Raw genomic sequence first — 19,982 nt, forward strand, 5'->3', positions numbered from 1 at the left:
GCGCTGTCGCAACGTCTGATGGCATGGTTTTTACCGAGGTTTGATGTGAACGATAATTCAATGACCCCGCAGGAGCGCCGCGCCACCTGGGGATTGGGCACCGTATTCTCCCTGCGCATGCTCGGCATGTTTATGGTACTGCCGGTGCTGACCACCTACGGCATGGCGCTCAACGGCGCCAGCGAAGCGCTGATCGGCATCGCCATCGGCATTTACGGCCTGGCACAGGCGGTATTTCAGATCCCGTTCGGCCTGGTGTCCGATCGCATAGGCCGCAAGCCGCTGATCGTCGGCGGCCTACTGATCTTTGCCCTCGGCAGCGTGATCGCCGCCGTCACTGACTCTATCTGGGGCGTGATCCTCGGCCGCGCGTTGCAAGGCTCCGGCGCCATCGCCGCCGCGGTAATGGCGCTGCTCTCCGATCTGACCCGCGAGCAGAACCGCACCAAAGCGATGGCGTTCATCGGCGTCAGCTTCGGTATCACCTTCGCCATCGCCATGGTTCTGGGCCCCATCATCACCCATGCCTTGGGCCTGCATGCGTTGTTCTGGATGATCGCCGTGCTGGCGCTGGCCGGCATCGTCATCACTCTGGCAGTAGTACCTTCCGCCGATACCCATCTGCTGAACCGCGAGTCCAGCATCGTGCGCGGCAGCTTCCGCAAAGTGCTGAGCAACTCGCGCCTGCTGAAGCTCAACTTCGGCATCATGTGCCTGCATATCCTGCTGATGTCGAGCTTCGTGGCGCTGCCGCTAGCGATGGAGAAAGCCGGGCTGGCGGCCAGCGAACACTGGATCGTCTACCTGGTGACCATGCTGGTGTCGTTCGCCGCCGTGGTGCCGTTCATCATCTATGCCGAAAAATATCGCCGCATGAAGCAGGTGTTTATGGGCTGCGTGGCGGTGCTGTTTTGCGCCGAAGTGCTGCTGTGGCTCTCCGGCGCTCATCTATGGGGCATCATCGCCGGCGTGCAGCTGTTCTTCATGGCCTTCAACGTGATGGAAGCCATTCTGCCTTCACTGATCAGCAAAGAATCACCGGCCGGCTACAAGGGCACCGCGATGGGGGTCTACTCCACCAGCCAGTTTATCGGCGTGGCGATCGGCGGCAGCCTCGGAGGCTGGCTGTACGGTTTGCAGGGGGCGGGCTTGGTGTTTATCGCCGGCGCCGTGCTGGCCGCCGTCTGGTTCCTGGTCAGCAGCACCATGAAAGAGCCGCCGTATGTCAGCAGCCTGCGCATTACGCTGTCGGAACTGGCGGTGAAGGATTCGGCGCTGGAAAGCCGCCTGAAGGCGCAGCCCGGTGTGGCCGAGGCGATCGTCGTGCCGGAAGAGCGCAGCGCCTACGTCAAGGTGGATACTAAGCAGACCAATCGCGGTCAGCTGGAAGCGCTGGTCAATTCGCTGTAAAGAATCAGGGCCGGCAATGCCGGCCCCGTAGAGATTAATCGCGGAAGTTCTTGAACTGGAACGGCTGCCCCAGATCGCCGCCGCGCACCAGCGCCATCACGCTCTGCAAATCGTCGCGTGACTTGCCGGTCACCCGTACTTCTTCACCCTGGATCTGCGCCTGCACCTTCAGCTTGCTGTCTTTGATCAGCTTGACGATTTTCTTCGCCACAGAGGTTTCAATCCCCTGCTTCAGCTTGGCTTCCACGCTGTAGGTTTTGCCGCTGTGGGTAAACTCTTCCGGGATCTCCAGCGCAGCGCCGTCGATGCTGCGCTTGCTCAGCTTTTCGCGCAGAATGTCGAGCAGCTGTTGCACCTGGAAATCAGACTCGGTGGCAACCTTGATGCTTTGGTCTTTCTCGTTTAGCTCAAAGCTGGCCGGCACGTTGCGAAAATCCCAGCGGGTACCGAGATCGCGGGTAGCGTTCTCAACGGCGTTACGCACTTCCTGCATATCAATTTCGGAAACGATGTCGAAAGATGGCATACTTCTTCCTCCTGAATGAGTGCCTAATAGCTTAGGCGATTTTGATGCCGAGCATGATAACCGCTTTGCCGCCTCAGACAAAATCTGCTGAACGCACGCAGGGATAGCGCTTCGGGCTGCCATAAAGCCTATAGTTAATTCACGGTAATTGAGCGGTATTCCCGTGTTTCCAAGGAGACTGAATGAAAATAACCATTCTTGGTTGCGGCGCGCTCGGACAACTGTGGCTCTCCCGGCTGTATCAGCAGGGCCACGATGTACAGGGATGGCTAAGAGTGCCACAGCCTTTTTGCGCAGTGAACGTGATAGAGCCGGAAGGCGTCTCGTTCAATCGCAATTTGCCCACCAACGATCCGGAGCATCTTGCGCAAAGCGAGCTGCTGCTGGTGACGCTAAAAGCCTGGCAGGTGTCCAGCGCGGTCAGCACGCTGCTGCCGAAGCTGAACCCCCAGTGCGCTATTTTGCTGCTGCACAACGGCATGGGCACCCAGGAAGAGCTGCCGCCGAACGGCCAGCCCATCCTGCAGGGCACCACCACCCACGCTGCGCGCCACGAAGGCAGCACCATTATCCACGTCGCCACCGGCATCACCCACATCGGCCCAACCTCGCCGGCCGCCCAACACCTCAGCCACCTGGCGGAAGTGCTGCATCAGGCACTGCCTGACGTCGCCTGGCACAACAATATCGCCTCGGCCAACTGGCGCAAGCTGGCGGTCAACTGCGTGATCAACCCGCTGACGGCGCTGTACGGCTGCCGCAACGGCGACCTGCAGCGTTACCCGGAACAGATCGAAACGCTGTGCCGTGAAGTCGCCAGCGTGATGGCGATGGAGGGCTACCACACCTCCTGTGAAGGCCTGATGCAATACGTGATGGACGTGATCCACAGCACCGCCGACAACATTTCGTCGATGCTGCAGGACATCCGCAGCCAGCGGCACACCGAGATCGACTACATCACCGGTTACCTGCTGCGCCGCGCGCGCAGCCACGGCCTCACGCTGCCGGAGAATGCGCGGCTGTTTGAATTGATTAAACGAAAGGAAAATGAATATGAGCGTATCGGCGCTGGTCTGCCTGGCACCTGGTAGCGAAGAAACCGAAGCCGTCACCACCATCGACCTGCTGGTGCGGGCGGGCGTAAAAGTCACTACCGCCAGCGTTGCCGGCGACGGCGAGCTGACTATCGTCTGTTCGCGCGGCGTCAAGCTGCTGGCCGACGCGCCGCTGGTGGCGATCGTCGATGAGCCGTTCGACGCCATCGTGCTGCCCGGCGGCCTGAAAGGCGCGGAATGCTTCCGCGACAGCCCGCTGCTGGTGGAGAAGGTGCGGCAAATGCATCTGCAGGGCAACATCGTCGCCGCCATCTGCGCGGCGCCGGCGCTGGTGCTGCAACACCACGATCTGTTCCCGATCGGCAACATGACCGGCTTCCCGGGCCTGAAAGACCAGATACCGGCGGATAAATGGATGGAGCGCCGCGTGGTGTACGATGCCCGCGTCAACCTGCTCACCAGCCAGGGGCCGGGCACCGCGATGGAGTTCGCGCTGAAGCTGATAGACCTGCTGCTTGGTAAAGCCAAGGCGGCGGAGATCGCCGCGCAGCTGGTGCTGATCCCGGGGATGTACGACTTCCGCGACTGAGCGGCTTGCCGATAAAAAAAGGGCTGAACATCGGTTCAGCCCTTCTCGTTGATGCCGCTCCGTGCGTTACGGGCGATAAACCTTCACGTTGTTGAAGCCCTGCTCCAACAGGTACAGCGCCTGCAGGCGGCTCATCACGCCGCGCTCGCAGTACAGCAGGTAGGTTTTGCTCTGGTCCAGATTACCAAACTGGGTGCTCAGCTTGTAGAACGGCAGCGCTTTCACTTCAACCTGTTCCAGCTGCAGCGGTTTCTCTTCCTGCTCGTCGTTGGAGCGGATATCCAGGATCACCTCGTCGGCGCCAAAGGCCGCGACGGTTTCCACCTCGGTCACCTGTTCCTGCGTCTGTTCGGCGATAGAGCGGATATCAACGTTCTTCGCCTCGCTCACCACGCGGTCAAGAATGCTGAAATCGAAGTGGCTCTCTTCCTCTTCGATCTTGGCCTTGACGGCTTTTACCGTCGGGCTCTTCGAAATCACACCGCAATATTCCGGCATGGTTTTGGCGAAGTCTTCAGTGCCGATTTCGCGCGCCAGCTTGATGATGTGCTCTTTATCGTGCGAGATCAGCGGACGCAGGATCAAGGTATCGGACGCATTGTCGATCAAGCGCAGGTTGGTCAGCGTCTGGCTGGAGACCTGCCCCAGCGCCTCACCGGTCACCAGCGCCTGCACGCCGTAGCGTTCGGCCACTTGCGAAGCGGCGCGCACCATCATGCGCTTGAGCACCACGCCCATCTGGCCGTCGTCGACCTTCTCCAGGATCTCGCCCACCACCGGCTCGAAGTCGATAGCGACGAAGCGCACCTTGTGCGAACTGGCGAAGCGATTCCAGAGATAATGTGCCACCTGCTTCACGCCGATCTCGTGCGCAGCGCCGCCCAGGTTGAAGAAGCAGAAGTGCACGCGGCAACCGCGACGCATCAACATATAGCTGGAGACGCCCGAGTCGAAACCGCCGGAAATCAACGACAGTACGTCTTCCTGGGTGCCGACCGGGTAACCACCGATGCCTTCGAGGCGGCGTTTGACCAGCATCAGCTTGTCGTCTTCAATCTCCAGATTTACCGTGACCTGCGGGCGGCTAAGGTTAACGCGCGCGCTCTCGATATGCTGGTTCAGGCCGCCGCCGACGTAGCGCTCTACGTCCTGCGAATTGAACGCCTGCTTGCCGCGGCGCTTGACGCGCACGCAGAAGGTTTTGCCTTCCAACTGGGCGCGGTAGGCTTCCAGCGTCTGCTCGAAGATGTGGTGGATGTCGGTATAAGCGCGGTCTTCCACTTCCAAAATATGGTGGATGCCGGGAATGCGCGTCAGGGCGTCGGCGATGATCGGCCGCTGGTTTTCATCTTTGGCGCGAACTTCGATATGATCCCAGTGACGGACGACCGCCAGCGTTTCATCATACTGCTTCAGGACGTTGCGAATATTGGTCGAGAGAATCTTGATAAAGCGCAAGCGCACAGATTGGCTCTTGATGGTGATTTCCGGGAACAATTTAATGATAAACTTCATGGCGGTCTTTGTTGTCAGATAAGAATTACGGCGCGGAGTATATCACCATATCGCCGTGCTCTGCGCACAAAACCACACATGAGCGCCATGATTTGCTAATCAAGATCCGCTAGGATAGGCTCTGGCGCCACGGTTCACATGATGACGTAAAAAGAAAATTATGCCGAAAAAACCAGCACAATCAGCCAGTACAGAGCAAACTGCCAGCTTTGAAAGCGCCCTCGGCGAGCTGGAAAGCATCGTGACGCGTCTGGAGTCAGGCGAATTGCCGCTGGAAGACGCGCTGAACGAGTTCGAACGTGGCGTACAGCTGGCGCGTCAAGGCCAGCAGAAACTGCAACAGGCGGAACAGCGTGTGCAGATACTCCTTAACGACAGCGCCGACGATGCGGCGCTGACGCCTTTTACACCGGATACCGAGTAACCGACATGTCTGAGATCGCCCCATCGGCCGCTTTTGCCGATCAAATGCAGATTTTCCGCCAGCGTGCCGATCGCGCGCTGTTGGACTTCATCGCCCCGCTGCCGTTCAACGACGGCAACATGGTGGCGGCGATGCGTCACGGCGCCTTGCTGGGCGGCAAGCGCCTGCGGCCATTCCTGGTCTACACCACCGGCCAGATGTTCGGCGTGTCGCTGAGCAACCTGGATGCGCCGGCGGCAGCGGTAGAATGCATTCATGCCTACTCGCTGATCCACGACGATCTGCCGGCGATGGACGACGACGATCTGCGCCGCGGCCAGCCGACCTGCCACATTAAATTCGGCGAAGCCAACGCGATCCTGGCCGGCGATGCGCTGCAAACGCTGGCGTTTTCGATCCTGGCCGATGCCGAAATGCCTGACGTGGCGTTGCGCGATCGGCTGGCGATGGTCTCCGAACTGGCGACCGCCAGCGGCGTAGCCGGCATGTGCGGCGGCCAATCACTGGATCTGGAAGCCGAAGGCAAGCGCGTCGATCTGCAGGCGCTAGAGCAGATCCACCGCCACAAAACCGGCGCGCTGATCCGCGCGGCGGTGCGCTTGGGCGCGCTGAGCGCCGGCGAAGCCGGGCGAGCGGCGCTGCCGCAGCTGGATCGTTACGCCGCCGCGGTCGGCCTGGCGTTCCAGGTTCAGGATGACATTTTGGACGTTGTCGGCGAGACTGAGAAAATCGGCAAGCGCCAGGGAGCGGACCAACAACACGGAAAGAGTACCTACCCGGCGTTACTCGGGCTTGACAGCGCGAAAGCAAAAGCGTGGGATCTCTATCAGGAAGCATTAGCTGCATTGGACACTTTGGCAGCGCAATCTTATAACACAGCGCCATTGCGAGCGTTAGCCAGCTTCATTATTGAACGCGACAATTAACGTGTGACGTTAACTCCTCTGATATGAGTATCGAATGAGTCTTGATATAGCCAAATACCCAACCCTGGCGCTAGCGGAAAACCCCGAGGAACTCCGCTCGCTGCCCAAAGAGAGCTTGCCGAAGCTGTGCGATGAGCTGCGGCAATACCTGCTGAACAGCGTCAGTCGTTCCAGCGGCCACTTTGCCTCCGGGCTGGGTACCGTCGAACTGACGGTGGCGTTGCATTTCGTCTACAACACGCCGTTCGATCATCTGGTGTGGGACGTCGGCCACCAGGCCTACCCGCACAAAATTCTGACCGGCCGTCGCGACCGCATCGCCACCATTCGGCAAAAGAACGGCTTGCACCCCTTCCCGTGGCGCGCCGAAAGCGAATACGACGTGCTGTCGGTCGGCCACTCATCGACCTCGATCAGCGCCGGCCTCGGCATGGCGGTGGCGGCAGAGCGTGAAGGCAAAGGCCGCCGCACGGTGTGCGTGATCGGCGACGGCGCCATCACCGCCGGCATGGCGTTCGAAGCGATGAACCACGCCGGCGACATCAATCCGGACATGCTGGTGGTGCTGAACGACAATGAGATGTCGATCTCGGAAAACGTCGGCGCGCTGAACAATCACCTGGCGCAGCTGCTGTCCGGCAAGCTTTACTCCACCCTGCGCGAAGGCGGCAAGAAAGTGCTGGCCGGCGTGCCGCCGATCAAGGAGCTGGTGAAACGCACCGAAGAGCACCTGAAAGGCATGGTGGTGCCGGGTACGCTGTTCGAAGAGCTGGGCTTCAACTACATCGGCCCGGTAGACGGGCACGACGTACAGGGCCTGGTCGCCACGTTGAAAAACATGCGCGATCTGAAAGGCCCACAGCTGTTGCACATCATGACCAAGAAAGGCCGTGGTTACGCGCCGGCGGAGAAGGATCCGATCAGCTTCCACGCGGTGCCGAAGTTCGATCCCGCCAGCGGCACGCTGCCGAAAAGCGCCGGAGGTCTGCCGACCTATTCGAAAATCTTCGGCGACTGGCTGTGTGAAACCGCCGCCAAAGACAGCTCGCTGATGGCGATCACGCCGGCGATGCGCGAAGGCTCCGGCATGGTGCAGTTCTCTCGCGACTACCCGCAGCAATATTTCGACGTGGCGATCGCCGAGCAGCACGCGGTCACTTTCGCCGCCGGGCTGGCGATCGGCGGCTACAAGCCGGTGGTGGCGATCTATTCCACCTTCCTGCAACGCGCCTACGATCAGCTGATCCATGATGTGGCGATCCAAAACCTGCCGGTGATGTTCGCCATCGATCGCGGCGGCATCGTCGGCGCCGACGGCCAGACCCATCAGGGGGCGTTCGATCTGTCGTTCATGCGCTGCATCCCGACCATGGTGATCATGACACCAAGCGACGAGAACGAATGCCGGCAGATGCTGTATACCGGCTATCACTATAACGATGGCCCGAGCGCCGTGCGCTATCCGCGCGGCACCGGCACCGGCGCTGCGCTGGAGCCGCTCAGCCTGCTGCCGATCGGCAAAGGCGTGGTGCGCCGTCAGGGGGAAAAGATCGCCATTCTCAACTTCGGCACCCTGCTGCCGGAGGCCGCGCAAGCGGCGGAAGCGCTCAACGCCACGCTGGTCGACATGCGCTTCGTCAAACCGCTGGACGAGCAGTTGGTGCTCGAACTGGCCGCCAGCCATGAAACGCTGGTCACGCTGGAAGAGAACGCGATCATGGGCGGCGCCGGTAGCGGCGTTAACGAACTGCTGATGGCCAAACGCCGCCCGGTGCCGGTGCTGAACCTCGGCCTGCCGGACAGCTTCGTCTCGCAGGGCAGCCAGGAAGAGCTGCGCGCCGATCTGGGGCTGGACGCCGCCGGTATTCAGCGCCAAATCGAAACCTGGCTGGCGCAGTAATCACCGCCTGCACCTGACAAACGCCTCCGCCTGCGGGGGCGTTTTCGTTTCCGCCCTTCGGGATCCGCGCTACAGTTACTGTCTGAGCTGTGAATGGGAGGCAAGCATGAAGTACCTGAAACTGGGCAACACCGATCTGAACGTCTCGCGCATCTGCCTGGGTTGCATGACCTACGGCGAACCGAACCGCGGCAATCACGCCTGGACGCTGCCTGAAGAGAGTAGCCGTCCGCTGCTGAAACAGGCGCTGGAAGCCGGCATCAACTTTTTCGACACCGCCAACAGCTATTCCGACGGCAGCAGCGAGGAGATCCTCGGCCGGGCACTGCGCGACTATGCGCGCCGCGAGGAGGTGGTGATCGCCACCAAGGTGTATTTCCCGCTGAGCAACCTGGAGCGCGGTTTGTCGCGCGCCAAGATCATGCAATCCATCGACGACAGCCTGCGGCGTCTGGGCACCGACTATGTCGATTTGCTGCAAATCCATCGCTGGGATTACGAAACGCCGCTGGAAGAGACGCTGGAAGCGCTGCACGACGTGGTGAAAGCCGGTAAGGCGCGATACATCGGCGCCTCCTCGATGTACGCCTGGCAGTTCGCCAAAGCGCTGTATACCGCCGATCTGCACGGCTGGACGCGCTTCGTCAGCATGCAGGATCAATACAACCTGATCCAGCGCGAAGAAGAGCGCGAGATGCACCCGCTGTGCGCCGCCGAAGGCATCGCCGTGCTGCCGTGGAGCCCGCTGGCGCGCGGCCGCCTGACCCGCCCCTGGGGCGAAACCACCGCGCGGCTGGTTTCCGACCAGTTCGGCAAGAGCCTGTACGAGGAAACCGAAGGCATTGACGCCATTATCGCCGAGCGCGTCGCCAGCCTCGCCGACGAACGCGGCGTGTCACGCGCGCAGATCGCGCTGGCCTGGCTGCTGAACAAGCCGGCGGTCAGCGCACCGATCGTCGGCGCTTCGCGCAGCGAACAGCTGGACGACGCCATCGCCGCAGTCGATTTGAGTTTGTCGCCGCAAGAGGTGGCGGAACTGGAGACGGCTTACGTGCCGCACCGGGTGACAGGGTTTGAATAAAGAGAAGCGGGCGCGAAACAGCGCGCCCGTCTGTCAGAACAGCCCGATCGGCCAGTGGTGCCCAATCAGGTAGATGATGCCGGCGGACAGCACGCCGGCGATGATATCGTCGACCATAATACCCATGCCGCCATGCACGTTGCGGTCGAACCAGCGGATCGGCCACGGCTTCCACATATCCAGAATGCGGAAGATGACGAAACCGGCGGCGACCCAGCGCCAATCGTTGACCGGCAACGCCATCAGCGTGATCCACATGCCGACGAACTCGTCCCAGACGATGCTGCCGTGATCGTGCACCTTCATGTCTTTTGCCGTGCGATGGCAAATATAGACACCGATGCAAATGCTGAACATCACCGCCAGCGAGTAAAGCTGCCACGGCAGTTGGATCAGCAGCAGCCAGAACGGGATCGCCGCCAGCGATCCCATGGTGCCCGGCATCACCGGCGACAAACCGCTGCCAAAACCGGTGGCCAGCAGGTGCCACGGATTGCTCATCCGCAGCCGGCGCTTGGCTTCATCCATCGGTGCCCGGCTCCGCGTTGAAATGATCGAAGCCGGCCCAGTCCAGCTCTACCGCCTCATCGTCGCGATAATAGCGAATACCTTCAGACAGCGGGCCAATTTGGCCGATACAGGTGTAGTCGGCTCCGAGGTGGCTCAGCGCCACTTCCAGCGCACCGCGGTTGATCTCCGGCACGGTGAAGCACAGCTCATAATCTTCGCCGCCCGCCAGCGCCCAGCGCAGCGCCTGCTCGGCATCGGCGTGGCTGCTCAGCGCCTGCGACATCGGCAGCTCGTCCAGTACGATGCGTGCGCCACAGTCGCTGGCCTTCAGGATATGCTTCAGATCGGAAATCAGGCCATCAGAGATGTCGATCGCCGAGCTGGCCAGATCGCGCAGCGCCTGCCCCTGCAACACCCGCGGCTGCGGCCGCAGATGACGAGCGACCAGATAATCGCGCGCCGCCGCATCCGTCACCGCCAGGCGATCCTGCAGGATCGCCAGACCGGCGGCGCTGTCGCCCAGCGTGCCGGTCACATAGATCCAGTCGCCGATGCGCGCGCCGCTGCGGGTCAGTGCCCGGCCGGCCGGGATCAGCCCCTGAATGGTCAACGTCATGCTCAGCGGGCCGCGCGTGGTATCGCCGCCAATCAGCTGCATGCCGTAATAGTTGAGCTGATCGAACAGGCTGTCGCTGAAGGCCTTCAGCCACGGCTCGTTCACCTCCGGCAGGGTCAGGGCCAGCGAGAGCCACGCAGGATCGGCGCCCATCGCCGCCAGATCGCTCAGATTGACCGCCAGCGCCTTGTAACCGAGATCGGCCGGATCGATGTCCGGCAGGAAGTGAATGCCCGCCACCAGCGTATCGGTACTGACGGCCACCAGCTGTTTTTCCGGCACTGCCAGCAGTGCGCAGTCATCTCCAATGCCCAACTGTACATCCCGGCGCACGCGCTTAAACCGGTCAAAATAGCGGGCAATGAGGTCAAATTCGCCGCATGCCATATCGATATTCCACTAGAAGAAATTAAGGCCGGGAATGCCGGCCTTAATGTTTTACTTTTTCTTGCGAAGGGTTGGCGCCACTTTATCCAGCACCCCGTTCACAAACTTGTGGCTGTCTTCCGCGCCGAAGGTTTTCGCCAGCTCGATCGCTTCGTTAATCGCCACCTTATAAGGGACATCCTCGCGCATTTTCAGTTCAAACAGCGCGACGCGCAGCACCGCGCGCTCCACCTGGCCCAGCTCTTCGAGCTGACGCGACAGGTAAGGCGCCATCAGTTCGTCCAGCATACCTGCATTCACTGCCGCGCCGGACAGCAACTCGCGAAAATAGGCGACGTCAACATCTTTGACATCCTGCTCCGTCAGGAACTGGTGTTCAACATCGGCAAGGTCGTTTTTAGACAACTGCCAAGAGTAAAGCGCTTGAACAGCGCACTCACGAGCGCGGCGACGAGCAGCAGGTTTCACGGAATTCCCCTTAACTAAATTCAGGCTTTAATAGCTTTGATAACATTAATCATTTCAAGTGCGGTCAGCGCGGCTTCAGCGCCCTTGTTGCCCGCTTTGGTGCCGGCGCGTTCGATCGCCTGTTCGATGCTTTCGGTGGTCAGCACGCCAAAGGCAACCGGGATTTCGGCATTCATCGCAACGTTGCCGATGCCGGAGCTGGCTTCGCCCGCTACATATTCGAAGTGCGCGGTGCCCCCACGGATAACGGTGCCCAGCGCGATAACCGCGTCGTATTTGCCGGTTTTGGCCAATACGCTCGCCGTCAGCGGCAGCTCGTAAGCGCCCGGGACCCAGACAACGGTGATGTTGTCGTCAGCAACCTGACCAATGCGTTTCAGCGCGTCGATAGCACCTTCCAGCAGGCTGTCGTTGATGAAATTGTTAAAACGTGCAATTGCGATCGCCACACGGGCATTTGGAGTAGCAACAACACCTTCGATAACTTTCATGGGCTTTCCTTAAAAATGGGTTCAATACCCCGCAGGGGGGCGGATTCTATCATATTCTTTCACCGCCTGCGCGGCGCTTTTGTAAAACCGGCGCGCGGGCGCGAGATTCAGTGTTTCGCCCGCAGGCGCAAACGCAGATCGGGGCCAACCTGACGCACGTCGCTAAAGACGAATTCCGGCGCGTCGGCCAACCGTTCCAGGCCCGGCAGATGACACAGACCGCGGCTATTATCGCCCAACAGTTTCGGCGCGATGTACAAAATGAGCTCATCCACCAGGCCGGCCTGCAGCAACGCGCCCGCCAGCGATGCGCCCGCCTCCACCCAGATTGAATTCACCTGGCGCTTGGCCAACAGCATCATCATCACCACCAGATCGATGCCGCCGCCGTGCGCCGGGCAGATAAACTGTTCAACCTCTTGCGGCCAGGCCTGTTCATCCGCCTGCAGGCGCGCCAGCCAGGTAGCGCCCGGCTGCTGCACCACGCGGTGCTGCGGGGTAATGCGATTTTGGCTGTCGAGCAGGATGCGCAGCGGCTGGCGCAGATTTTCGCGCGGATAGAGGCGCTGCGTCTCGGCGTCCAGCTCATCCCAACGCACCGTCAGCGACGGATCGTCCGCCAGCACGGTGGCGCTGGTGCTGAGAATGGCGGCGCTCTGCGCGCGCAGGCGCTGCACGTCCTGACGCGCTTCGGGTGAGGTGATCCACTGGCTTTCGCCGGAGGCCATCGCCGTGCGGCCGTCCAGCGACGCGCCCAGCTTCAGCTGCACATAGGGGAAACCGGTGCGCATGCGTTTGAGGAAGCCCAGGTTGACCGCTTCGGCCTCGGCCAGCATCAGGCCATGACGGACTTCGACGCCGGCTTGCTGCAGCTTGTACAAGCCGCGCCCCGCCACCTGAGGATTGGGATCTTGCATCGCCGCGACCACCCGCGTCACGCCGGCGGCCACCAGCGCATCGGCGCAGGGCGGCGTGCGGCCGTGGTGACTGCACGGTTCGAGCGTGACATAGGCAGTGGCGCCGCGCGCCTTGTCGCCCGCCATGCGCAGCGCGTGCACTTCCGCATGCGGCTCGCCGGCGCGCAGATGATAGCCTTCACCGACAATTTCGCCGTCGCGCACGATAACGCAGCCGACGTTCGGATTGGGCGCGGTGGTGAAACGCCCCAGCCGCGCCAGTTCGAAGGCGCGCGCCATGTAAAATTCGTCGTGATGCATGAAAGATCCTTTAGTCTTGCAGGCGGGCAATCTCTTCACCGAACTCGCGCACGTCTTCGAAGCTGCGATACACCGACGCGAAGCGAATGTAGGCCACCTTATCCAGCTTTTTCAGCGCGTCCATCACCAGATTGCCGACTAACTTGGTCGGCACTTCGCGTTCGCCGGTGGCGCGCAGTTGGGATTTGATATGATTAAGGGCGTTTTCCACATCGTCCGAGCTGACCGGGCGCTTTTCCAGCGCTTTCAGCATGCCGCGACGCAGTTTGTCTTCGTTGAACGGCTCGCGCACCTCATCGCTTTTAATCACTCGCGGCATCACCAGCTCGGCCACCTCGAAGGTGGTGAAGCGTTCATTGCATACCAGACACTGGCGGCGGCGGCGCACTTGCGAACCGTCCCCCACCAGGCGGGAATCGATGACTTTGGTATCAACGGCGGCGCAGAAAGGGCAATGCATAACACGTCCTGATAAACGTTTTTTATAGATAAATGCAGTTTAACCCGAAGTGCAGCCACAACAAAGGGCGGCGGCCATTTGTTGCGACAGGCGGCGGGAAGGTGGCAGCGATATGACTTTCACCACTATGCGGACTAAGCTTGATAGCAGGAGACTCAGCATAGGAAATCGCCGTCATGACAACCTGTTACCCTAAAATCGCCCTGCTCGCCGCCGCCATTTTGCTGGCGGGCTGCGCGCACAACACCGCCGTGCCTCAGCTGCGCCATCAGGTCGCCGCGCTGAACCAGAAAGTGAGCGTACTGACCGACCAAACCACCGCACTGGAGCGGCAGAATTTGCTCAATCAGCACTCCGACAATGGCGTCTACCTGCTGCCGGCGGCTCGAAGCGCTGCCCGTTTGCAGAGCAGCATCGGCGAACTGAGCGTTTCGCTGAGCCACATCAAGAGCGAAGCCAACGGCACGCAGGCGCAGCTGCATGTGCGCATCCTCTCACAGGCTACGCTGCCGCCGTTCAACGCGGTGGTGGAATGGGGTCAACTGGATGAGGCCACCGGCCGGCCGCTGACCGCCGAAGCACTGTCGCAACCGATCGCCAGCGCCGACTCGCTGCTGCCGAAACCTGGTCAGGACTTCGAGCTACGCTTCAGCGGCCTGACGCCGGAACAGCTCGGCTATATCCGTCTGCACAGTCTGGTGGCCACCGCCCAACCGGCGGTGGTGCAGCAACGCTGAAACCCAAAGCAAAAAAAAGGAGCGCCATCGGCGCTCCTTCTCATTTCGCTGAATACTGCGGCGGTTAAGGCAGAATCGAAGGCTGATCCGCGCCCTCTTTTTCCACTTTTTGCTGCAGCATGTGCTCGCGTTTCATCCCCAGCTTCAACGCCAGCGCGGACGCGACGTAGATGGAGGAAACGGTACCGATCGACACGCCGATCAGCATCGCCAGCGAGAAGCCTTGCAGCATCGCGCCACCGAAGATGTACAGCATCAGCACCACCATCAGGGTAGTACCGGAAGTCATCAGCGTACGGCTCAGCGTCTGGGTCAACGACACGTTCATGATCTCGTAAGGCGTACCGCGGCGGATCTTGCGGAAGTTCTCACGAATACGGTCGGAGACCACGATGCTGTCGTTCAGCGAGTAACCGATAACCGACATCAGGGAAGCGACGATGGTCAGGTCAATCTCGATGTGGAACAGCGACAGCACGCCCAGCGTGATGATCACGTCGTGCGCCAGCGCGATAACCGCCCCCAGCGCCAGGCGCCATTCGAAGCGGAAACCGACGTAGATCAGGATACAGATCAACGCCACCAGCAGCGCCATGCCGCCGGTTTGCGCCAGCTCGCTGCCCACGCTCGGGCCGACGAACTCGATGCGCTTCACGGTGGCGTTTTTATCCACCGAGTCGTTGATCACGCCGATCACCTTGTTGCCCAGTTCCTGGCCTGCGGTGCCTGTCGCCGGTGGCATGCGCACCATCACGTCGCGGCTGCTGCCGAAGTTCTGGATGATCGGATCCTGGAACCCGGCCTTCTCCAGCGTGTCGCGCATCAGGTCAAGGTTAGCCGGCTTCTCCAGGTTGATTTCAATCACCGTACCGCCGGTGAAATCCAGACCCCAGTTAAACCCGCGCACCGACATGGTGACGATCGACGCGACCAACAGCAGCAACGAGATGCCGAAGGCCAAATAGTCCCAGCGCATAAAGTCGTAGACTTTACGGCCGTAGTTGAGTTGCTCAACAGTATAATCCTGTGCCACAACGCACTCCTCAGATAGACAGCTTGTTAATGCGTTTGCCGCCGTAAAGCAGGTTGACGATGGCACGGGTACCGACAATCGCGGTGAACATGGACGTCGCCACACCGATCGCGGTGGTGATCGCAAAGCCTTTGATCGAACCGGTGCCCACTGCGTACAGGATGACCGCGGTGATCAGCGTGGTGATGTTGGCGTCGACGATACTGGAGAACGCGCCTTTATAGCCCTCATGGATTGCCTGCTGAACGGACCGGCCATTCTTCAGCTCTTCCTTGATACGTTCGTTAATCAGTACGTTGGCGTCGACCGCCACCGCCAGCGTCAACACGATCCCGGCAATACCCGGCATGGTCAGCGTCGCCCCCGGCAACAGGGACATCACGCCGACGATCAGCACCAGGTTGGCGACCAGCGCCGTGGTGGCGATCACGCCGAACTTACGGTACCAGACCACCATGAAGACGATGGACGCCACCAGGCCCCACAGACAGGCTTCCAGACCTTGGGTAATGTTCTGCTGACCCAGGGTTGGACCGATGGTGCGCTCTTCAACGATCTGAATCGGCGCGATCAGCGCACCCGCACGCAACAGCAGCGAAAGCTGACGCGCTTCGTTCGGGTTGCCGATACCGGTGATGCGGAAGCTGTTGCCCAGACGCGACTGAATGTTCGCCACGTTGATCACTTCTTCCTGTTTCACCAGCACAGCGCGACCATTGGCGTCTTTCTTGCCGCTGTCCTTATATTCCACGAACAGGGTCGCCATCGGCTTGCCGATGTTGTCCTTGGTGAAGTTGGACATCGACGTGCCGCCGGCGCTATCCAGCGAGATGTTAACCTGCGGCTGGTTGTATTCGTCGGTGCTCGAGGTGGAGTCGGTGATGTGGTCACCGGTCAGGATCACGCGCTTGTACAGCACGATCGGCTGGCCGTCGCGGGTATATTTCACCTCGGAATCGCCCGGCACGCGGCCATTGGCCGCCGCGGTGGCGTCCGCATTGGTGTTCACCAGACGGAACTCCAGGGTCGCGGTGGCGCCCAGAATTTCTTTGGCGCGCGCGGTGTCCTGAATGCCCGGCAGCTCGACCACGATGCGGTCAGCGCCCTGGCGCTGCACCAGCGGTTCGGCGACGCCGAGCTGGTTGACGCGGTTACGCAGGATAGTGATGTTCTGCTGGACGGCGTATTCACGCGCTTCGCTCAGACGGGCGTCCGTCAGGTTGGCTTTCATGGTGTTAGCGCCGTTGGCGGACAGCACCAGATCGCGCTGACGCGGGCCGATGTAGCTGATGGCCTGGTCGCGAGCCGCATCGTCACGGAAGCGAACTTCCACGCCGTTGTTGTCCAGCTTGCGGATAGACGCGTAAGGAATGCCCTTCTCGCGCAGCTCGCTGCGCAGGGTATCCATGGTCTGTTCCTGCAGCTTGCTCAACGCGGTGTCCATGTCCACTTCCATCAGGAAGTGCACGCCGCCGCGCAGGTCCAGGCCGAGTTTCATCGGTTCTGCGCCCAGCATGGCCAGCCAGGTCGGCGTGGCCGGCGCCAGGTTCAGCGCCACGACGAATTTGTCACCCAGCTCGGTCACCAGCGCTTCGCGGGCGCGCAGCTGAACGTCAGGATCTTTAAAGCGAGCCAGGATAGCGCCATTTTCCAGCGCAATCGACTTGCTCGCGATGTTGTCTTTTTCTAATACGGTACGGACCTGGTCCAGCGTAGTTTCACTGGCGGCGACACCGCGCGCGCCAGTGATTTGTACGGCCGGATCCTCACCGTAGATGTTGGGAAGCGCATAAAGCAGACCGACGAGGATCACGACGATCAACATCAGATACTTCCACAAAGGATAACGGTTTAGCACGGCAATTCCCTTCGGGAAAAAAGATTACAGGGCCTTCATGGTACCTTTCGGCAGAACGGCCGCCACGAAGTCACGCTTGATCATCACTTCCGTGGTGTCGTTCAGCGCGATGGCGATGATGCCGGTGTCGGCCACTTTGGTCACACGACCGATCAGGCCGCCGGTGGTCAGCACTTCGTCGCCTTTACCGATGGAGTCCATCAGCTTCTTGTGATCTTTCGCGCGTTTCTGCTGTGGGCGCAGGATCATGAAGTAGAAGATCAGGCCGAACACCACCAGCATAATGATCAGAGAGTACGGGCTTCCCTGAGCCGGAGCCCCTGCGGATGCGACGGCGTCAGAAATGAAAAAGCTCATTGAAATTCCCTCATTAAGTTATCAATTATTAGATCAAGCGTTTAAAGGCGGAATCGGCTTGCCGATCCGACCATAGAAATCCGCAACAAACTGCTCTAATTTACCCTCTTCGATAGCCTGGCGTAAACCCGCCATCAGGCGCTGGTAGTGACGCAGGTTATGAATTGTGTTCAGTCGAGCACCCAATATTTCGTTGCAACGGTCGAGATGGTGCAAGTAGGCGCGGCTGTAATGGCGACACGTGTAGCAATCACAGTCCTTATCCAGCGGAGACGTATCATCCTTGTGCTTGGCATTACGGATTTTTACCACACCGTCAGTCACGAACAAATGGCCGTTGCGGGCGTTGCGGGTCGGCATGACGCAGTCGAACATGTCGATGCCGCGGCGCACGCCTTCCACCAAATCTTCCGGCTTGCCGACGCCCATCAAATAGCGTGGCTTATCTTCCGGAATTTGCGGGCAAACGTGTTCAAGAATGCGATGCATATCCTCTTTCGGCTCGCCTACAGCCAAGCCGCCCACAGCGTACCCGTCAAAGCCGATATCCACCAGCCCTTTGACGGAAACATCACGTAAATCTTCGTAAACGCCGCCCTGAATGATGCCGAACAGCGCATTTTTATTTTCCAGCTCGTCGAAACGCTGGCGGCTGCGCTGCGCCCAACGCAGCGACATTTCCATCGAACGCTTGGCGTAGTCCCAGTCGGCCGGGTACGGCGTGCATTCGTCGAAGATCATCACGATGTCGGAACCCAGGTCATACTGGATTTCCATCGATTTTTCCGGGCTCAGGAACACCTTGTCGCCGTTGATCGGGTTGCGGAAGTACACGCCTTCCTCTTTGATCTTGCGCATCGCCCCCAGGCTGAACACCTGAAAACCGCCGGAGTCGGTGAGGATCGGGCCCGGCCACTGCATGAAATCGTGCAGATCGCCGTGCAGCTTCATGATCTCCTGGCCAGGGCGCAGCCACAGGTGGAAGGTGTTGCCCAGCAGGATCTGCGCGCCGGTTTCTTTCACTTCTTCCGGCGTCATGCCCTTGACCGTGCCGTAGGTGCCGACCGGCATAAAGGCCGGGGTTTCCACCACGCCACGGTCGAAAATCAGGCGGCCGCGGCGTGCGCGGCCATCGGTAGTTTGTAGTTCGTACTTCACAAAGCCTCCAGCATCAGAGAAACAGTCTGATGTCGTTGAAACGGGGCCGCGCCGTGGGCGCAGCCCGGGAAATTAACCGCCGACGGACTCGTTTTCCGCCTGCGGATTACGGCTGATGAACATCGCATCGCCGTAGCTGAAAAAGCGGTACTGCTCGGCCACCGCCTGCTGATAGGCGTTCATGGTATTTTTGTAGCCCGCGAAGGCCGACACCAGCATGATCAGGGTGGACTCCGGCAGGTGGAAATTGGTCACCAGCGCGTCGATCACCTGGTAGTGATAGCCCGGATAGATAAAGATGCTGGTGTCGCCGAAGAACGGCGCAATCAGCGCCTCTTTGCTGGCCGCAGCGGCGCTTTCCAGCGAACGCACCGAGGTGGTGCCCACCGCCACGACGCGCTTGCCGCGCGCTTTGCAGGCCAGTACCGCATCCACCACCTCCTGCGGCACTTCGGCGTATTCGGCGTGCATCACGTGATCTTCGATGGTTTCCACGCGCACCGGCTGGAAGGTGCCGGCGCCGACGTGCAGCGTCACGAACGCCATTTCCACGCCTTTGGCGCGCAGCGCCGCCAGCAGCGGTTCGTCGAAGTGCAGGCCGGCGGTCGGCGCGGCGACCGCGCCCGGTTTCTCGCTGTAGACCGTCTGATACAGCTCACGGTCGGCGTCTTCATCCGGGCGAGCGATATAAGGCGGCAGCGGCATGTGGCCGGCCGCGTTGAGAAGGGTGAATACATCGCGTTCGTCGTTGAAGCGCAGCTCGAACAGCGTCTCGTGGCGCGCCACCATGGTAGCGGCGATGCTCTCATCATCCCCCAACAGCAGCTCGGCGCCCGGCTTGGGCGCTTTCGACGCGCGCACGTGCGCCAGCACGCGATGGTCGTCCAGCACGCGCTCCACCAGCACTTCTATCTTGCCACCGCTGACCTTGCGGCCGAACATGCGCGCCGGGATCACGCGGGTATTGTTGAACACCAGCAGGTCGCCGGCTTCCAGCTTATCCAGCAGATCGGTGAATACGCCGTGCGTCAGCGCCCCGCTCGGCCCGTCCAGCTGCAGCAGGCGGCATGCGCTGCGTTCGGCCTGGGGATAGTGGGCAATCAGGGATTCGGGAAGTTCAAACGAAAAATCAGCGACGCGCATGGGTATTCACTTCTTCAATTTATGGCTGGTTGGTAAAAAACAGGCGGCCTAGTCTAAAGCCGGGGGCGGTCAGCGGCAAGAAATAAGGAGGATTTGCCTGACTTCGGGTATAGTTGAG

21 protein-coding genes are annotated in these 19,982 nt (G+C 60.6%); 8 read left to right on the forward strand and 13 right to left on the reverse strand.

Annotation, left to right across the window (positions count from 1 at the left end; genetic code table 11):
• The first annotated feature begins 45 nt into the window (after positions 1-45).
• Positions 46-1,410, forward strand: coding sequence for an MFS transporter (locus BVU99_RS12730; protein ID WP_025301760.1), 1,365 nt, complete (start codon positions 46-48; stop codon positions 1,408-1,410).
• Positions 1,411-1,444: 34 nt separating this feature from the next.
• On the opposite strand, the gene BVU99_RS12735 is transcribed toward BVU99_RS12730, so the two are convergent.
• On the reverse strand, positions 1,445-1,936 hold the full coding sequence (locus tag BVU99_RS12735) for a YajQ family cyclic di-GMP-binding protein (protein WP_025301759.1): 492 nt from the start codon (positions 1,934-1,936) through the stop codon (positions 1,445-1,447).
• Positions 1,937-2,118: 182 nt separating this feature from the next.
• Here BVU99_RS12735 and panE point away from each other — a divergent pair, with 182 nt between their 5' ends.
• Positions 2,119-3,030, forward strand: a complete 912-nt coding sequence (gene panE, locus BVU99_RS12740; protein WP_025301758.1) for a 2-dehydropantoate 2-reductase — start codon at positions 2,119-2,121, stop codon at positions 3,028-3,030.
• A complete protein-coding gene (gene yajL, locus BVU99_RS12745; protein ID WP_043135643.1) occupies positions 2,993-3,583 on the forward strand; it encodes a protein deglycase YajL in 591 nt (196 codons plus the stop codon). The genes panE and yajL overlap by 38 nt, the downstream gene beginning before the upstream one ends.
• 66 nt (positions 3,584-3,649) lie before the next feature.
• On the opposite strand, the gene thiI is transcribed toward yajL, so the two are convergent.
• Positions 3,650-5,098: a tRNA uracil 4-sulfurtransferase ThiI gene (gene thiI / locus BVU99_RS12750; RefSeq protein WP_043135640.1), complete on the reverse strand. Its 1,449-nt coding sequence runs from the start codon at positions 5,096-5,098 to the stop codon at positions 3,650-3,652.
• Positions 5,099-5,258: 160 nt separating this feature from the next.
• Here thiI and xseB point away from each other — a divergent pair, with 160 nt between their 5' ends.
• The 4 genes from xseB (at position 5,259) to BVU99_RS12770 (ending at position 9,429) form a co-directional block, all read left to right on the forward strand.
• The gene (xseB, locus tag BVU99_RS12755; RefSeq protein ID WP_025301755.1) at positions 5,259-5,522 is read left to right on the forward strand and encodes an exodeoxyribonuclease VII small subunit; all 264 of its coding nucleotides are present in this window, start codon (positions 5,259-5,261) and stop codon (positions 5,520-5,522) included.
• A gap of 5 nt (positions 5,523-5,527) precedes the next feature.
• Entirely contained in the window at positions 5,528-6,448 is a 921-nt protein-coding gene (ispA, locus tag BVU99_RS12760; protein ID WP_043135638.1) for a (2E,6E)-farnesyl diphosphate synthase, read from the forward strand.
• A 34-nt stretch (positions 6,449-6,482) separates the two neighbouring features.
• A complete protein-coding gene (gene dxs / locus BVU99_RS12765; RefSeq protein ID WP_025301753.1) occupies positions 6,483-8,348 on the forward strand; it encodes a 1-deoxy-D-xylulose-5-phosphate synthase in 1,866 nt (621 codons plus the stop codon).
• A gap of 106 nt (positions 8,349-8,454) precedes the next feature.
• The gene (locus tag BVU99_RS12770; RefSeq protein ID WP_049206201.1) at positions 8,455-9,429 is read left to right on the forward strand and encodes an aldo/keto reductase; all 975 of its coding nucleotides are present in this window, start codon (positions 8,455-8,457) and stop codon (positions 9,427-9,429) included.
• Between the two features lie 33 nt (positions 9,430-9,462).
• On the opposite strand, the gene pgpA is transcribed toward BVU99_RS12770, so the two are convergent.
• From pgpA to nrdR, 6 genes are all read right to left on the reverse strand, one after another.
• Positions 9,463-9,957 carry a phosphatidylglycerophosphatase A gene (gene pgpA, locus BVU99_RS12775; RefSeq protein ID WP_004940382.1) on the reverse strand — a complete coding sequence of 165 codons (495 nt, stop codon included), beginning with the start codon at positions 9,955-9,957 and terminating at the stop codon, positions 9,463-9,465.
• A complete protein-coding gene (gene thiL, locus BVU99_RS12780) occupies positions 9,950-10,942 on the reverse strand; it encodes a thiamine-phosphate kinase (RefSeq protein WP_043135634.1) in 993 nt (330 codons plus the stop codon). Before thiL ends, pgpA begins: the two co-directional genes overlap by 8 nt.
• Before the next feature lie 51 nt (positions 10,943-10,993).
• Positions 10,994-11,410 (reverse strand): transcription antitermination factor NusB, encoded by a 417-nt coding sequence (nusB, locus tag BVU99_RS12785; protein ID WP_004940384.1) that lies wholly within the window; start codon positions 11,408-11,410, stop codon positions 10,994-10,996.
• Between the two features lie 20 nt (positions 11,411-11,430).
• Positions 11,431-11,901, reverse strand: a complete 471-nt coding sequence (gene ribE, locus BVU99_RS12790) for a 6,7-dimethyl-8-ribityllumazine synthase (protein WP_004940385.1) — start codon at positions 11,899-11,901, stop codon at positions 11,431-11,433.
• Positions 11,902-12,008: 107 nt separating this feature from the next.
• Positions 12,009-13,118, reverse strand: a complete 1,110-nt coding sequence (ribD, locus tag BVU99_RS12795; protein ID WP_049206202.1) for a bifunctional diaminohydroxyphosphoribosylaminopyrimidine deaminase/5-amino-6-(5-phosphoribosylamino)uracil reductase RibD — start codon at positions 13,116-13,118, stop codon at positions 12,009-12,011.
• Positions 13,119-13,128: 10 nt separating this feature from the next.
• Entirely contained in the window at positions 13,129-13,578 is a 450-nt protein-coding gene (gene nrdR / locus BVU99_RS12800) for a transcriptional regulator NrdR (protein WP_004940387.1), read from the reverse strand.
• A gap of 176 nt (positions 13,579-13,754) precedes the next feature.
• On the opposite strand from nrdR, the gene BVU99_RS12805 reads away from it, so the two are divergent.
• The gene (locus tag BVU99_RS12805) at positions 13,755-14,315 is read left to right on the forward strand and encodes a DUF3251 domain-containing protein (RefSeq protein ID WP_025301749.1); all 561 of its coding nucleotides are present in this window, start codon (positions 13,755-13,757) and stop codon (positions 14,313-14,315) included.
• 64 nt (positions 14,316-14,379) lie between these two features.
• On the opposite strand, the gene secF is transcribed toward BVU99_RS12805, so the two are convergent.
• From secF to queA, 5 genes are all read right to left on the reverse strand, one after another.
• Positions 14,380-15,348 (reverse strand): protein translocase subunit SecF, encoded by a 969-nt coding sequence (gene secF / locus BVU99_RS12810; RefSeq protein ID WP_004940389.1) that lies wholly within the window; start codon positions 15,346-15,348, stop codon positions 14,380-14,382.
• Between the two features lie 10 nt (positions 15,349-15,358).
• The gene (gene secD / locus BVU99_RS12815) at positions 15,359-17,206 is read right to left on the reverse strand and encodes a protein translocase subunit SecD (RefSeq protein ID WP_004940390.1); all 1,848 of its coding nucleotides are present in this window, start codon (positions 17,204-17,206) and stop codon (positions 15,359-15,361) included.
• A gap of 24 nt (positions 17,207-17,230) precedes the next feature.
• On the reverse strand, positions 17,231-17,563 hold the full coding sequence (gene yajC, locus BVU99_RS12820; protein WP_004940391.1) for a preprotein translocase subunit YajC: 333 nt from the start codon (positions 17,561-17,563) through the stop codon (positions 17,231-17,233).
• Between the two features lie 33 nt (positions 17,564-17,596).
• Entirely contained in the window at positions 17,597-18,721 is a 1,125-nt protein-coding gene (tgt, locus tag BVU99_RS12825; RefSeq protein ID WP_016928877.1) for a tRNA guanosine(34) transglycosylase Tgt, read from the reverse strand.
• Positions 18,722-18,793: 72 nt separating this feature from the next.
• Positions 18,794-19,864, reverse strand: coding sequence for a tRNA preQ1(34) S-adenosylmethionine ribosyltransferase-isomerase QueA (gene queA / locus BVU99_RS12830; protein WP_033651079.1), 1,071 nt, complete (start codon positions 19,862-19,864; stop codon positions 18,794-18,796).
• Between the last annotated feature and the right edge of the window lie 118 nt (positions 19,865-19,982).

The sequence above is a fragment of the Serratia sp. OLAL2 genome (assembly GCF_002752475.1).
GTDB lineage: Bacteria > Pseudomonadota > Gammaproteobacteria > Enterobacterales > Enterobacteriaceae > Serratia > Serratia bockelmannii.